This window comes from Ruminococcus sp. CAG:379 (assembly GCF_000434255.1).
Taxonomy (GTDB): domain Bacteria; phylum Bacillota; class Clostridia; order Oscillospirales; family Ruminococcaceae; genus Ruminococcus_F; species Ruminococcus_F champanellensis.
In genome coordinates, this window is record NZ_FR894816.1 from 1 (window position 1) to 14,562 (window position 14,562).

The 14,562-nt window shown below is 53.8% G+C and carries 9 protein-coding genes and 2 pseudogenes; 8 read left to right on the forward strand and 3 right to left on the reverse strand.

Annotation, left to right across the window (positions count from 1 at the left end; all coding sequences use genetic code 11):
* The 7 genes and pseudogenes from QVO51_RS01410 to tuf form a co-directional block, all read left to right on the forward strand.
* Window positions 1-1,083, forward strand: a pseudogene (locus tag QVO51_RS01410) (DNA-directed RNA polymerase subunit beta); the annotation flags it as partial.
* A gap of 93 nt (window positions 1,084-1,176) precedes the next feature.
* Window positions 1,177-4,896: a DNA-directed RNA polymerase subunit beta' gene (rpoC, locus tag QVO51_RS01415; protein ID WP_022356927.1), complete on the forward strand. Its 3,720-nt coding sequence runs from the start codon at window positions 1,177-1,179 to the stop codon at window positions 4,894-4,896.
* Between the two features lie 82 nt (window positions 4,897-4,978).
* Window positions 4,979-6,364: a leucine-rich repeat domain-containing protein gene (locus QVO51_RS01420; protein WP_022356928.1), complete on the forward strand. Its 1,386-nt coding sequence runs from the start codon at window positions 4,979-4,981 to the stop codon at window positions 6,362-6,364.
* A 120-nt stretch (window positions 6,365-6,484) separates the two neighbouring features.
* Window positions 6,485-6,907: a 30S ribosomal protein S12 gene (rpsL, locus tag QVO51_RS01425; protein WP_015558258.1), complete on the forward strand. Its 423-nt coding sequence runs from the start codon at window positions 6,485-6,487 to the stop codon at window positions 6,905-6,907.
* 147 nt (window positions 6,908-7,054) lie between these two features.
* Window positions 7,055-7,525, forward strand: coding sequence for a 30S ribosomal protein S7 (gene rpsG, locus QVO51_RS01430; protein WP_015558259.1), 471 nt, complete (start codon window positions 7,055-7,057; stop codon window positions 7,523-7,525).
* 33 nt (window positions 7,526-7,558) lie between these two features.
* The gene (fusA, locus tag QVO51_RS01435; protein WP_022356929.1) at window positions 7,559-9,643 is read left to right on the forward strand and encodes an elongation factor G; all 2,085 of its coding nucleotides are present in this window, start codon (window positions 7,559-7,561) and stop codon (window positions 9,641-9,643) included.
* Window positions 9,644-9,738: 95 nt separating this feature from the next.
* Window positions 9,739-10,938, forward strand: a complete 1,200-nt coding sequence (tuf, locus tag QVO51_RS01440) for an elongation factor Tu (RefSeq protein ID WP_022356930.1) — start codon at window positions 9,739-9,741, stop codon at window positions 10,936-10,938.
* A gap of 102 nt (window positions 10,939-11,040) precedes the next feature.
* Here the strand turns inward: tuf and QVO51_RS01445 are convergent, their stop codons facing one another.
* Entirely contained in the window at window positions 11,041-11,940 is a 900-nt protein-coding gene (locus QVO51_RS01445) for an RING finger protein (RefSeq protein ID WP_022356931.1), read from the reverse strand.
* Window positions 11,941-12,145: 205 nt separating this feature from the next.
* On the opposite strand from QVO51_RS01445, the gene prfB reads away from it, so the two are divergent.
* Window positions 12,146-13,273, forward strand: coding sequence for a peptide chain release factor 2 (prfB, locus tag QVO51_RS01450; RefSeq protein WP_022356932.1), 1,128 nt, complete (start codon window positions 12,146-12,148; stop codon window positions 13,271-13,273).
* Window positions 13,274-13,417: 144 nt separating this feature from the next.
* Here the strand turns inward: prfB and QVO51_RS01455 are convergent, their stop codons facing one another.
* Window positions 13,418-14,218, reverse strand: coding sequence for a helix-turn-helix domain-containing protein (locus QVO51_RS01455; protein ID WP_022356933.1), 801 nt, complete (start codon window positions 14,216-14,218; stop codon window positions 13,418-13,420).
* A gap of 100 nt (window positions 14,219-14,318) precedes the next feature.
* Window positions 14,319-14,562, reverse strand: a pseudogene (locus QVO51_RS01460) (hypothetical protein); the annotation flags it as partial.

Sequence of the window (14,562 nt, forward strand, 5' to 3'; positions counted from 1 at the left end):
AACTGCGATGAGCTTAGCCCCGGGGTAAATATGCTGGTACGCTGCTACATCGCACAGAAACGGAAAATTTCCGTGGGCGATAAGATGGCGGGTCGTCACGGCAACAAGGGTGTGGTTTCCCGGATTCTGCCGGAGGAGGATATGCCCTTTCTGCCGGATGGTACACCGCTGGATATCGTGCTGAATCCCCTGGGCGTACCTTCCCGTATGAACATCGGGCAGGTGCTGGAGGTACACCTTGGTATGGCTGCCAAGGCACTGGGCTGGCACATTATGACCCCTGTATTCGACGGTGCCCACGAGGATGACATCCGGGCATGCCTGAATGCGGCAAACGAAAAGAACAAGAAGATCCAGGCGGAAGCCACCGAGCAGTACTTCACGCTGAACACCATGGATAAGGTGATCAACCCCAACGCACTGGAAATGTGCGAGGACGGCAAGTTTACCCTGTACGACGGCAGAACCGGTGAAAAATTCGATAACCGTGTAACCGTGGGTTATATGTACTATCTGAAGCTGCACCACCTGGTTGATGACAAGATCCACGCACGTTCCGTTGGCCCCTACTCCTTGGTTACCCAGCAGCCTCTGGGTGGTAAGGCACAGTTCGGCGGTCAGCGTTTCGGTGAGATGGAAGTTTGGGCGCTGGAGGCTTACGGCGCTGCTTATACCCTGCAGGAGATCCTGACGGTCAAGTCCGATGATACCGTTGGACGTGTCAACACCTACGAGGCCATCGTAAAGGGACAGAACGTACCGAAGCCGGGCATTCCGGAGTCCTTCAAGGTATTGATCAAGGAGCTCCAGTCCCTGGGTCTGGATGTAAGAGTTCTGGATGAGAACCAGGAAGAGATTGATCTGAAGCAGAACTTTGACGATGATGACGACATCATTCCCCAGCCGGTGTCCTTTGCGGATGAAGAAACCGCAGACGGCAGCTACTACGGCAATGATGATATGGGTGATGCCGGCTTCAGCATGGACGGCGAAGAGGAAGACGAGGATGACCTGACCCTGCCGGAGGATGGAGAGAGCGAAGATGTGTTCAACTTTGACCTTTCCGGCGATGAGGATATCTGAACAAGCGGCGGCGGGGCATGACGCCCTGCCTGCGATGCGATACAGTAGCGTGACAGCACGCTACCTCTTACGAGAATTTTAGGAGGTACTGATTTGGAATTTTCAACTTTTGACTCCATTAAAATCGGCCTGGCATCCCCGGAGCAGATCCGCAACTGGTCCTACGGTGCTGTGGAGCGTCCGGAAACCATCAACTACAGAACCCAGAAGCCGGAGCGGGACGGTCTGTTCTGCGAACGGATCTTTGGACCCACCAAGGACTGGGAGTGCCACTGCGGCAAGTTCAAGAAGATCCGCTTCAAGGGTAAGGTCTGCGACCGGTGCGGCGTTGAGGTAACCCGTGCCAAGGTGCGCCGTGAGCGTATGGGTCACATCGAGTTGGCGGCTCCCGTGTCCCACATCTGGTACTTCAAGGGTACCCCCTCCAGAATCGGTCAGGTACTGGAGGTTTCCCAGAAGCGTCTGGAGGAAGTCCTCTACTTTACCAAGTACATCGTGCTGGATCCCGGCGGGACGGATCTGGTAAAGAAGCAGCTGCTCAGCGAAAAGGAGTACCTGTCCTATCAGGAAAAATACGGTGACGACTTCAAGGCTGAAATGGGCGCAGAAGCCATTTACAAGCTGCTGCAGGAATTTGATCCGGCTCGTTACGATGTAATGAAAAACAAGCTGGTGATGAGCGGCAAGCTGACGTTGGATAAGACCCAGCGGGAGGCCTGCAAGAACTGTGAATTTGCACACAACTGCAAGGAGTGCGCCTTCTGCCAGGATGTGGACGCTGAGTGGCGGAACAACCTGGAGGTTGCCTCCGATGAGCTGAAGGAAGAACTGCAGGGACTGCCCGCAGGACAGAAGAAGATCAAGCTGTTGAAGCGGCTGGAGATCATTGAGGCATTCCGGCTGTCCGGCAACAAGCCTGAGTGGATGGTTATGACCGTTGTGCCGGTGATCCCGCCGGAGCTGCGTCCGATGGTTATGCTGGACGGCGGCAGATATGCTACCTCCGATCTGAATGACCTGTATCGCCGGGTCATCAACCGGAATAACCGTCTGAAGCGAATGCTGACCCTGGAAGCGCCGGACATCATCATTCGGAACGAAAAGCGGATGCTCCAGGAAGCGGTGGATGCCCTCATCGACAACGGTCGTCACGGCAGACCGGTCACCGGTCCCAACAACCGTGCCCTCAAATCCCTGTCCGATATGCTGAAGGGTAAGCAGGGACGGTTCCGTCAGAACCTGCTGGGTAAGCGTGTTGACTACTCCGGCCGTTCCGTAATCGTGGTTGGCCCGGAGCTGAAGATGTATCAGTGCGGTCTGCCCAAGGAAATGGCGCTGGAGCTGTTCAAGCCCTTCGTGCTGAAGCGCCTGGTGGACACCAAGGTCATTGCAAATATCAAGAGCGCAAGAAAAATGGTGGATCGTGCCTCCACTGAGGTATGGGACGCTTTGGAAAATGTCATCAAGGATCACCCGGTACTGCTGAATCGTGCGCCTACCCTGCACAGACTGGGTATCCAGGCGTTTGAGCCGGTGTTGGTAGAGGGTCGTGCGTTGAAGCTGCATCCTCTGGTATGTACCGCATACAACGCAGATTTCGACGGAGACCAGATGGCGGTGCATCTGCCCCTGTCCGCTGAGGCACAGGCGGAAGCCCGGTTCCTGATGCTGGCGGCAAACAACCTGCTGAAACCCTCCGATGGATGCCCGGTGGCAGTGCCCACCCAGGATATGGTGCTTGGCTCCTACTATCTGACCATGCTCAAGCAGGGCGAGCCCGGCGAGGGCAAGGTGTTCCGTGACCAGGACGAGGCGCTGATGGCGTACTACGAGCATGACGTATCCTTGCATGCTGCCATCAAGGTGCGTGTCACCAAGGACATCGGGGAGCGGAAGGTATCCAAGATCATCGACTGCACCGTTGGCCGGCTGATCTTCAACGAAAACATTCCCCAGAATCTGGGCTATGTGGACAGAACCAATTCTGACAAGCAGTTTGACCTGGAAATTTCCTTCCTGGTTGGCAAGAAGCAGCTGTCCGATATCATTGAGCGCTGCATCCGGATCCACGGTACCACCACCACCTCCGAAGTGCTGGATAAGATCAAGGCACTGGGCTTTAAGTTCTCCACCAAGGCTGCCATCACTGTAGCAGTCTGCGATGCGGAGATCCCGCCCCAGAAGAAGGAAATTCTGGCGGAAGCGGACAAGAAGATCGAGCAGATTACCACAGAGTATGAATATGGCTATATTTCTCAGCAGGAAAAGTCCAAGCAGTTCATTCAGATCTGGAACCAGGCAACGGACGATGTAACCACTGCGCTGAAGAAGAATCTGGATCAGTACAACCCCATCTTCATGATGGCGGACTCCGGTGCCCGTGGTAGTATCAACCAGATCCGTCAGCTAGCGGGCATGCGTGGCCTGATCGCCAACACCTCCGGTGCTACCATCGAGATGCCGATCAGAGCCAACTACCGGGAAGGTCTGAACATTCTGGAATACTTCATTTCCTCCCGAGGCGCCCGGAAGGGTCTGGCGGATACCGCACTGCGTACTGCGGACTCCGGTTATCTGACCCGTCGTCTGGTAGACGTTTCCCAGGATGTGATCATCCGGGAGCATGACTGCCACGCAGATGACGGTATTGAGGTTTATGAGATCCGCAACGGAAACGAAATGATCGAGCCGCTGGCAGAGCGTCTGGTGGGCAGATACCTGGTAGAGGATCTGCGGGACGACAAGGGCGAGCTGATCGTTTCCAAGAACAAGCTGATGAATTCCGCCGATGCAAAGCGTGTTGTGGAATCCGGCGTGGAGACCATCAAGATCCGTTCCGTGCTGCGCTGCAAGGCAAAGCAGGGTGTATGCGCAAAGTGCTACGGTGCAAACCTGGCAAACGGCAACCTGGTCAATGTGGGTGAAGCGGTTGGTATCATCGCTGCACAGTCCATCGGTGAGCCCGGTACCCAGCTGACCATGCGTACCTTCCATACGGGCGGTATCGCTTCTGCGGAGGATATCACACAGGGTCTTCCCCGTGTCGAGGAATTGTTCGAGGGCAGACGTCCCAAGAATGCAGCCATCATTGCAAGAATGAGCGGCCGTGTACAGATCGAGGAGGTCAACAAGACCCGGAACGTGGTTCTGACCAATCTGGAAACCGGCGAAAGCGAAACCTATATGATCCCCTACAACTTCAAGATCCGTGTTCGTCCGGGTCAGGATATCGAAAAGGGCGAGAAGCTCACAGAGGGCAATATCTACCCCACCGATATTCTGAATATTCTGGGTCCTCAGGCAGTGCAGAACTATATCATCGACGAGGTACAGAAGGTATACCGGCTCCAGGGTGTTGATATCAACGATAAGCACATTGAAGTAATCGTGCGGCAGATGCTCCGGAAGATCAAGGTTGAGGATTCCGGCAGCAGCTATCTGCTCCCCGGCGCACTGGTAGACTCCAAGGAGGTCGCACAGATCAACGAGGAGCTGCAGGAGCGGATCAACAACGGCGAGGAGACCCTGTCTCTGATTACCACCACTCCGGTGCTCCAGGGTATTACCAAGGCATCCTCCAGTTCGGAGAGCTTCCTGTCCGCCGCTTCCTTCCAGGAAACCACAAAGGCGCTGACAGATGCAGCAATCCGGGGTAAGAGCGATCACCTGCTGGGTCTGAAGGAAAATGTTATCATCGGTAAGCTGGTACCTGCCGGCACCGGTATGGATATTTACAACAAGGTACAGGTAGTCAAGAACGAGGGCTATCTGGAGCATGCAGCAGCGGCAAGCAACTCCGCTACCATGCTGTAAGCAGTTCGTATCATCATCACTCCCCGGAGCGCAGAATGCTGCAACAAGCGGCGGCGTTCCGGGGATTTTTTTGGAGGAGCCTATGAAGCGGATCGGATGGATCGTGGGTCTGGCGGCAGGCATGGCGGCAGCAGTCTGTATGGGTGCTGTATGCCGGGCGGAAACCGATGACAGCGGCAGATATACCTATGAGATCCAGGATGGAAAAGCGTCCATTCTCCATTATAGCTGGAATGAAGCGGACACGGTGCTGACCATCCCGGATACGCTTGGGGGCGCCCCGGTGACGGAGCTTGCCGCAGGTGCCTTTGCCGAGTGCTATGCGGAAAGCGTGACTCTGCCGGCAGGGGTGACCTATATCGGAGACAACTGCTTCCGGGATTGCGGCTATCTGACAGAAGCGACTCTGCCAAAGGGATTGGAAACCATCGGCGCTTCTGCCTTTGAAGACTGCATCCTGCTGAAGCAGGTGGAGATTCCGGACACGGTGACGGAGATCGAAACCGCCGCCTTCAGCGGAACCCCCTGGCTGGAGGATCGGAGCCAGGACGTGCTGATCGTGGGAGACGGGATCCTGCTGGCATACCGGGGGGAGGGAACAGCCTACGAGATTCCGGATACAGTGCACAGCATCGGGGATTCCGCCTTTGCTAACTGCACGGTGCTGGAATCGGTGACCATTCCAGATTCTGTAATGTACATCCGGGAGGGGGCGTTCGACAACTGTACGGCGTTAAAGGAGATTGCCTTTCCGGAGCAGAGCAACATGATCATTCGTGCAGACGCTTTGCGGAATACCCTTTGGTTTCAGAAGCAGCCGGATGGCTGCGTGGTCATCGGCAGTACCCTGTATCGCTTCAAGGGCAGCGGTACCCAGGCGCAGGTGCCGGACGGGGTGACGGTCATCGGGGAATCCGCTTTTGAGCAAACAGCGGTTACATCGGTGATTCTGCCGGATGGGGTGCAGGAGATTCGCCGTGCCGCCTTTTATGGCTGTGAGAATCTCCGGAGCATCACCCTGCCCCAGGGGGTGCGGAAGATCGGCACCATGGGCTTTTATCACTGCGGCAGCTTGACCAGTGTGATTCTGCCCCAGGGATTGGAGGAGATCGGGGACTACGCCTTTGCCTCCTGTGACAAGCTGCTGTATCTGGCAGTGCCGGATTCGGTCACGAGCCTTGGCAGCCGGTGTATGGGCTATACCTATGTATCCGGGGAGGAGGGCTTTGCTCTGGAGGAGCAGTTCCGGATCAGCACGGAAAGCTCTGCGGCAAAAGCCTATGCAGAAAAGGAAGGGATTTCCTTGACTGCGCCCATGGGGGCGGAGAAATCCGATACAGAAGTCAGTTCCATGTCCATGGGTACAAAACGACTCCTGTTTGGCGGCATTGTGCTGGCTGGAAGTGCTGGAATCGCACTGGTGATGCTGCTGATGCGGCGAAAAGCACAGAAAACTACAGAAAAATGACCGGATCAGCGGGAATTTTTCTACAAGAGGCTTGACAAACCGGAAATGGAGGTATATAATAATCTAGTATGCGGCACTCTAATGTTGCAGGCATAAATATTGAAGAAAAGGAGGAAAACTATGCCAACCTTTAATCAGCTGGTACGTAAGGGCAGAACAGTTGCGGAGGTGAAGTCTACCGCTCCGGCTCTCCAGAAGGGCTACAATGCGAAGAAGAAGACCGCCATCAACCAGAGCTCCCCGCAGAAGCGTGGTGTTTGCACTGCTGTCAGAACTTCCACACCGAAGAAGCCGAACTCTGCTATGAGAAAGATCGCCAGAGTACGTCTGACAAATGGCTACGAGGTAACTGCTTACATTCCGGGTATCGGTCATAACCTGCAGGAACACAGCGTGGTTCTGATCCGTGGCGGACGTGTAAAGGATCTCCCCGGTGTGCGTTACCACATCATCCGCGGTACATTGGATGCACAGGGCGTTGCAAACAGAGCACAGGCTCGTTCCAAGTACGGCGCAAAGCAGCCGAAGGCAGCTAAGAAGTAGGATTCAACCAACCACAGGATATAATGTGGAGATGATATAGAAGCCCTTGGGGCAGATATACCTCTGCATTGGTCTTGACGGTCAACACATGCAATGTGTGAACGAGTACCTATGAATTCATGAATCTATGTGAAGGAGGGAAGCGAAATGCCAAGAAGAGGTAATATCGCAAAGCGAGATGTACTGCAGGATCCTGTATACAACTCCAAGCTTGTCACCCGTTTGATCAACAACATCATGCTGGACGGCAAGAAGGGTGTTGCGCAGAAGATCGTTTACGAGGCATTTGACATCGTCGCTGAAAAAACAGGCAAGGACGCACTGGAAGCTTTTGAACAGGCAATGGAGAATATCATGCCGGTTCTGGAAGTAAAGGCACGCAGAATGGGCGGTGCAACCTATCAGGTTCCGATGGAGGTTCGCCCGGAGCGTCGTCAGACACTGGGTCTGAGATGGATGACCAAGTATGCCAGACTGAGAAACGAAAAGACCATGAAGGAAAAGCTGGCAGGCGAGATCATGGACGCACTCAACGGCACCGGCGGTGCTTGCAAGAAGCGTGACGATACGCATAAGATGGCAGAGGCTAATAAGGCATTTGCACATTACCGTTGGTAATGGGTCTGATGCGCTAAGATTAGGAGGAGAATTATGCCTAGAGATTGTTCTTTGGAACAGACAAGAAATATTGGTATAATGGCTCACATTGACGCAGGCAAGACTACCACCACCGAGCGTATCCTGTTCTACACAGGTATCACACATAAGATCGGTGAGACCCACGAAGGCGATGCGACAATGGACTGGATGGAGCAGGAGAAGGAGAGAGGTATCACCATTACCTCCGCTGCAACCACTGCGCACTGGGCTGGCCACAGAATCAATATCATCGATACCCCCGGTCACGTTGACTTTACCGTAGAGGTTGAGCGTTCCTTGAGAGTGCTCGACGGCTCTGTAACAGTTTTCTGTGCGAAGGGCGGTGTTGAGCCGCAGTCTGAGACCGTTTGGCGTCAGGCTGATAAGTACCACGTTCCGAGAATGGCGTATGTAAACAAGATGGACATCATGGGTGCCAACTTCTACAACGTAGTTGACATGATGAAGACTAGACTGCACTGCAACGCTGTTCCGATTCAGCTGCCCATTGGTGCTGAATCCGATTTTAAGGGACTGATTGACCTTGTTGAGATGAAGGCATATGTGTACTACGATGACCTTGGAAAGGACATCAGAGTAGAGGACATTCCTGCTGACATGATGGACAAGGCACAGGAATACCACGATGCTATGATCGAGAGTGCTGCTGAGCAGGACGACGATCTGCTTGAGAAGTATCTGAGCGGCGAAGAGCTGAGCATTGACGAGATCAAGAGATGCATCCGTGAAGGCACACTGGCAAACACATTTGTTCCGGTTGTGTGCGGTACTTCCTACAAGAACAAGGGCGTTCAGAAGCTTCTGGATGCAATTGTTGACTATATGCCGTCTCCGCTGGACGTGCCCCCGATCAAGGGTGTAAATCCGGAGACCGGTGAAGAGGTTGAAAGACCTTCTTCCGACGAGGAGCCCTTTGCAGCACTTGCATTCAAGATTGCAACGGATCCCTTCGTTGGTAAGCTGTGTTTCTTCCGCGTATACTCCGGTACCGTTGACGCTGGTACAACCGTGCTGAACGCTACCAAGGACAACCGGGAGAGATTGGGTCGTATTCTGCAGATGCACTCCAACCACAGAAAGGATATCGAAACTGTTTACGCAGGGGATATCGCTGCTGCAGTTGGTCTGAAGAATACTACCACAGGTGACACCCTGTGTGACGAAAAGCACCCGGTAATCCTGGAGTCTATGGAATTCCCGGATCCGGTTATCAATCTGGCGATTGAGCCCAAGACCAAGGCTGGTCAGGAGAAGATGGGTATTGCACTGTCCAAGCTGGCAGAAGAAGATCCTACCTTCAGAACCTGGACGGACGAGGAAACCGGTCAGACCATCATTGCCGGCATGGGTGAGCTCCACCTGGAAATCATTGTGGACAGACTGTTCCGTGAATTCAAGGTAGAGGCAAACGTTGGTGCGCCCCAGGTTTCCTACAAGGAAGCAATCAAGGGCAAGGCTGACGTGGATCACAAGTATGCAAGACAGTCCGGTGGTAAGGGTCAGTACGGTCACGTTAAGATCCAGATCGAGCCCAACGAGCCCGGCAAGGGTTATGAGTTCATCAATGATGTTGTCGGCGGTGCAATTCCGAAGGAATACATCCCGGCTGTCGATCAGGGTATCCGGGGCGCTATGCAGTCCGGTGTTCTGGCAGGCTATCAGGTAGTTGACGTAAAGGTTCGTCTGTATGACGGTTCTTACCACGAAGTTGACTCCTCTGAAATGGCATTTAAGATCGCTGGTTCCATGGCGTTCAAGGAAGCTATGCGTAAGGCAAACCCGGTTCTGATGGAACCGATCATGAAGGTCGTTGTAATCGTGCCTGAGGAATACATGGGCGATGTAATCGGTGACCTGAACTCCCGCCGTGGTCAGATCCTCGGCATGGAAGCAAGACCCGGCGCACAGCAGATCAATGCACTCGTTCCGCTGTCCGAAATGTTCGGCTACTCCAATGACCTGCGTTCCAAGACACAGGGTCGTGGTCAGTACTCTATGGAACCCCACAGCTATCTGGAAGTTCCGAAGTCCATTGCGGAGAAGATCATGCACGAGCGTAACAAGGATAAGGAATAAAATTTCCGAAATCACTTGCATTTACCTGTAATATCTGATAAAATAGAGTTATCAGATTTGCACAAACCAATACTAGAAACGAGGAGGAAATTCCAATGGCAAAGGCTAAATTTGAAAGAACCAAGCCCCATGTTAACATCGGCACAATCGGTCACGTTGACCATGGTAAGACCACACTTACCGCTGCAATCACCAAGACCCTGGCACTGAAGGGTCAGGCTCAGTATGAGGCTTACGATATGATCGATAAGGCTCCTGAGGAGAGAGAGCGTGGTATTACAATCAATACCGCTCACGTTGAGTACGAGACTGACAAGCGTCACTACGCACACGTTGACTGCCCCGGCCACGCTGACTATGTTAAGAACATGATCACCGGCGCAGCTCAGATGGATGGTGCGATCCTCGTAGTTGCAGCTTCCGACGGCCCGATGGCTCAGACCCGTGAGCACATCCTGCTGGCTCGTCAGGTAGGCGTTCCGGCAATCGTTGTATTCATGAACAAGGCTGACCAGGTTGACGATCCTGAGCTGCTTGAGCTGGTTGAGATGGACATCAGAGATCTGCTGTCTTCCTACGACTTCCCCGGCGATGACACTCCGATCATCATCGGTTCTGCTCTGGCTGCACTGGAAGCTCCCGATGATCTGAGCAATCCTGCTTACAAGCCGATTCTGGATCTGATGGATGCTGTAGACGAATACATTCCCAGCCCGGAGCGTGACGATGCGAAGCCTTTCCTGATGCCGATCGAGGATACTATGACCATTTCCGGCCGTGGTACCGTTGTAACCGGTAGAGTGGAAAGAGGAAAGCTGAACCTGAACGAGACTGTTGAAATCGTTGGTCTGTCTGACGAGAAGCTCAGCACCGTTGTTACCGGTATTGAGATGTTCCGTAAGACCCTGGACTACGCTGAGGCTGGCGACAACATCGGTGCTCTGCTCCGTGGTATCACAAGAGACCAGGTTGAAAGAGGTCAGGTTCTCTGCAAGCCCGGCTCCATTCATCCCCACACCAAGTTCAAGGGCCAGGTTTATATCCTGAAGAAGGAAGAGGGCGGCCGTCATACACCGTTCTTCAACAACTACAGACCCCAGTTCTACTTCAGAACAACTGACGTTACCGGTATCATCTCCCTGCCCGAGGGCGTTGAGATGTGCACACCTGGCGACAACGTTGAGATGGACGTTGAGCTGATCACCCCGATCGCTATCGAGGAAGGTCTGCGTTTCGCTATCCGTGAGGGCGGCAGAACCGTAGGTTCCGGCGTTGTTACCAAGATCAACGGCTAATTAAAAAAATAAGAAGGGAAGGCATAACGCCTTCCCTTTTTGTATCCGGGCAAACAGAAAGCGCAGAAGATATCTTCTGCGCTTTTTGATGTATGGGAATGCTTACATCATACCAGTGCTGTAAAACTGCATAATGATCCAGATCAGTACAAAGGCGATCGCCAGGGGCAGACAGGTGCCGCCTGCACGCTTTATGGCTTCCCGATACTGGGGCAGGGGATAATTCCGGGCACGGAGTCGCGTGATTTTTCGGATGGCATGCTGTCGGTACAGGTAATTGGCATACAGGCACATGAACACCGAGAACGCCAGATCCAGCAGAGAACAGCCGCTTACCAGCAGTTGAAAGAGCATTGTATTGGTGTGGAACAGGTTTGCAATCAGGGAGAAGCCTTCCATTTGTCCCATCAGCAGCAGTGCGGCGGGGATCCCCAGAACAAACTGCACCACCAGGGAGAGCAGCGTCCATAGCCACATTTTTCGGTTCACGAAGAAAATATGGGGGAAAAGCAGCGCCATGGCGTTAAAGGAAATTTTCTTGCCGGTTCGCTTCATGGCGGTGAACAGGGAAAGATAGTACAGCTGGTTGGAACCTACGAAATCTCCCATCTCTGCTACGGTGACGCCGCCCAGATCCTCCTCCGGGTTTAATCCCAGCAGGGGCTGATCCGGATCAATGCGTACCCCAGCCATTTCCACATGGGGTTCGCCGGATTCCGGTGTGTCGGTTGGTTGGAGCGGCATGCCGCAGCCGGAACAGAAGGCTGCGTCCGGAAGGTTCTGATAGTGGCAGCGGGGGCATTCCTTGCGCTGCTGGTTTTGAGCGTCCTGTTGAGCCTGCCAGCTGCCGCCGGACTGATGCAAAGCGGTATTGATGCATCCGCCAGCCTCCTCCCAGCATGCACGGTGGTAGGGGGAGCCGCACTCCGGGCATACCACCACGTCATCCTCCGGTTGGAAGGGCTTCCCGCATTTTGTACATAATTTGTTGGTATAATCCATTTACTCTCACCGGGCTCTGCCCGATGCTCTCCTTTCTAAAGACCTGTTGTGTACGACGTATTCTGATGGGTTCAGAAATACTTGTATCTATTATACCACAGTTTCGAAAAAATTCAAGAAAAGATTTGCAGTTTCAATGATTTTGTAGTATAATATAAAGTGAGTTGCTTTGAGTAGTTTCAATTGAGAAAAAGGATGGTTTTTTATGGTTTTACTGGATGAGTTACGAGTAGAGCTTGTTGGATATCGCCCCCAGCTCAAGGAGCTTGGGGATGTGCTGCAGGTTGCCCGCGCCCAGTCCGAGCTGGATGATCTGCGGATTCAGGTCACATACGATGGATTCTGGGATGACGCGGAAAAGTCCCAGAAGGTAATGCAGAAGATCCGCAAGCTGGAGAATACGGTGGACAAATTCCGCCACTTAAATCAGAAGCTGGAGGATACCATTGCGCTGATCGATCTTTGCATGGAGGAGGATGACGACAGCTCCAACGAGGAGATCCTGCAGGATGTGGAGTCCTTCAAGGAGGAGTTGGAGGCGGAGAAGCTGTCAACCCTGCTGACCGGGGAATATGACAGCTCAAATGCGATCCTTACGTTCCATGCAGGCGCCGGTGGCACGGAGGCGCAGGACTGGGCGCAGATGCTGTACCGGATGTACAACCGCTGGGCGGAGCGGCATGACTTCAAGGTCAGCCTGCTGGATTATCTGGACGGGGACGAGGCTGGACTGAAAAGCGCTTCCATGCTGGTGGAAGGACAGAACGCTTATGGCTTCTTGAAGTCGGAGGCAGGGGTGCATCGTCTGGTGCGGGTTTCCCCCTTTGACGCATCCGGCAGACGGCATACCTCCTTTGCGGCACTGGAGGTTATGCCGGAAATTGACGACAGCATGGAAGTGGACATCCGACCGGAGGATGTGAAGATGGACGTATTCCGTTCCAGCGGCGCCGGCGGTCAGCACATCAACAAAACCAGCTCTGCAGTGCGTCTGACCCACATTCCCACGGGCATTGTGGTTTCCTGTCAGACACAGCGAAGCCAGTTTCAGAACCGAGATTTTGCTATGAAAATGCTCCGCTCCAAGCTGGTGGAAATCAAGGAACGGGAGCACCTGGAGAAGATTTCGGACATTAAGGGCGTGCAGAAGGAAATTGCGTGGGGCGCCCAGATCCGCTCCTATGTGTTCATGCCCTACACCCTGGCGAAGGATCACCGTACCGGCTTTGAAAACGGCAATATTTCTGCCGTGATGGACGGGGATCTGGACGGATTCATCAATGCTTATTTAAAGGCATTGAGCAACGGTACTCTGAATCAGAAGGAAGCATAAGGAAACACTGCACATGCTTCGTGCGTGTTGCCATAAGAAAACCCGAAAGCATCGTGCTTTCGGGTTTTGTGTTTATACGCTTACAACTGCCTGAGCGCCTTTGCCGTCCGGATCGGACCGGTATTCTGTCAGCATTTTGCCCTGTTATCTGCGGGACTGATTGATGGTATGCTTGATCTGGTCAAACAGCTCGCTGTATTTCATGCAGTCGCCTTCAAATTTGGTCAGACCGCCCCGGAGGCTCAAAGGCAGCTCCAGCCCCTGGCGAAAGTGCACCGGCTCTCCGTTGTGGGCAAGCACACGCTGCATCAGCTGCTCTGCCTCCTGTGGCTGCCGGATATCCGTGACCAGAGCATATTCATCGCCCCCCACACGCACCAGCAGCATGTTTTCTCCCTGTTCCTGCTCGATCCGTTCCAAGGAGGTGCGGATCAGCAGATCCCCTGCCTCTCTGCCGTATGTGTCATTGGTTTCCATCAGTCGCACCGTGTCAAAGCAGATGATGTAACAATCCTGGCGGCTTCCGAGAAAATCGTACAATTCAGAAATATCAAAACGTTGGTTTGGCATATCAGTACCTCCGGTCTGGTTGAGGAGCAGACGAGGATACAAATCAGTAAATCGCCGGCTGCTCCGGAATACGGAGGGGTTCACGCCCCAGAGCCTTGAAAATGCCCGGGCAAATACTTCTGGGGAATGGTACTGAAACTGCAAAGCGATCTCCGTGACGCTGCGTTCCGTACTGCACAGCAGTCTTGCCGCATGGGTCAGACGCCGTTTGCTGATATATTCCCCCACGCTGAAATGCACCGCATAGCGAAACAGCTTTTGCAGCCCGGACAGAGACACATAGCAGGCGTTTGCCACATCCTGCTGGGTGAATTCCTCCTCCAGGTTCTGTTCGATGTATGCAAGGGCTTCGGTCAGCACTTCAAAGTTCTTCAAGCGATCATCCCCTGTTGATGAATGGATACCGGTATCGTATCTTTAGTATACCAGATCTGTCCGGCATGCGCTTGACGTTTTGAGCAAATTCTGACGCATGCTATGCCATGCTGCCCAGTATCGCTTCTGCACAGCGGATCCCGTCCACGGCTGCGGAGGTGATGCCCCCGGCATAGCCTGCCCCCTCGCCGCAGGGATACAGCCCGGCAAGTCCGGCGGATTGAAGGTTTTCCTGTCGGAGGATCCGGACAGGGGAGGAGCTTCGGGTCTCCGGCCCGGTGAGCAGTGCTTCCGGATCATCGAAGCCCGGCAGCAGCCGTCCCAGCCGGGGCAGTGCCAGCCGC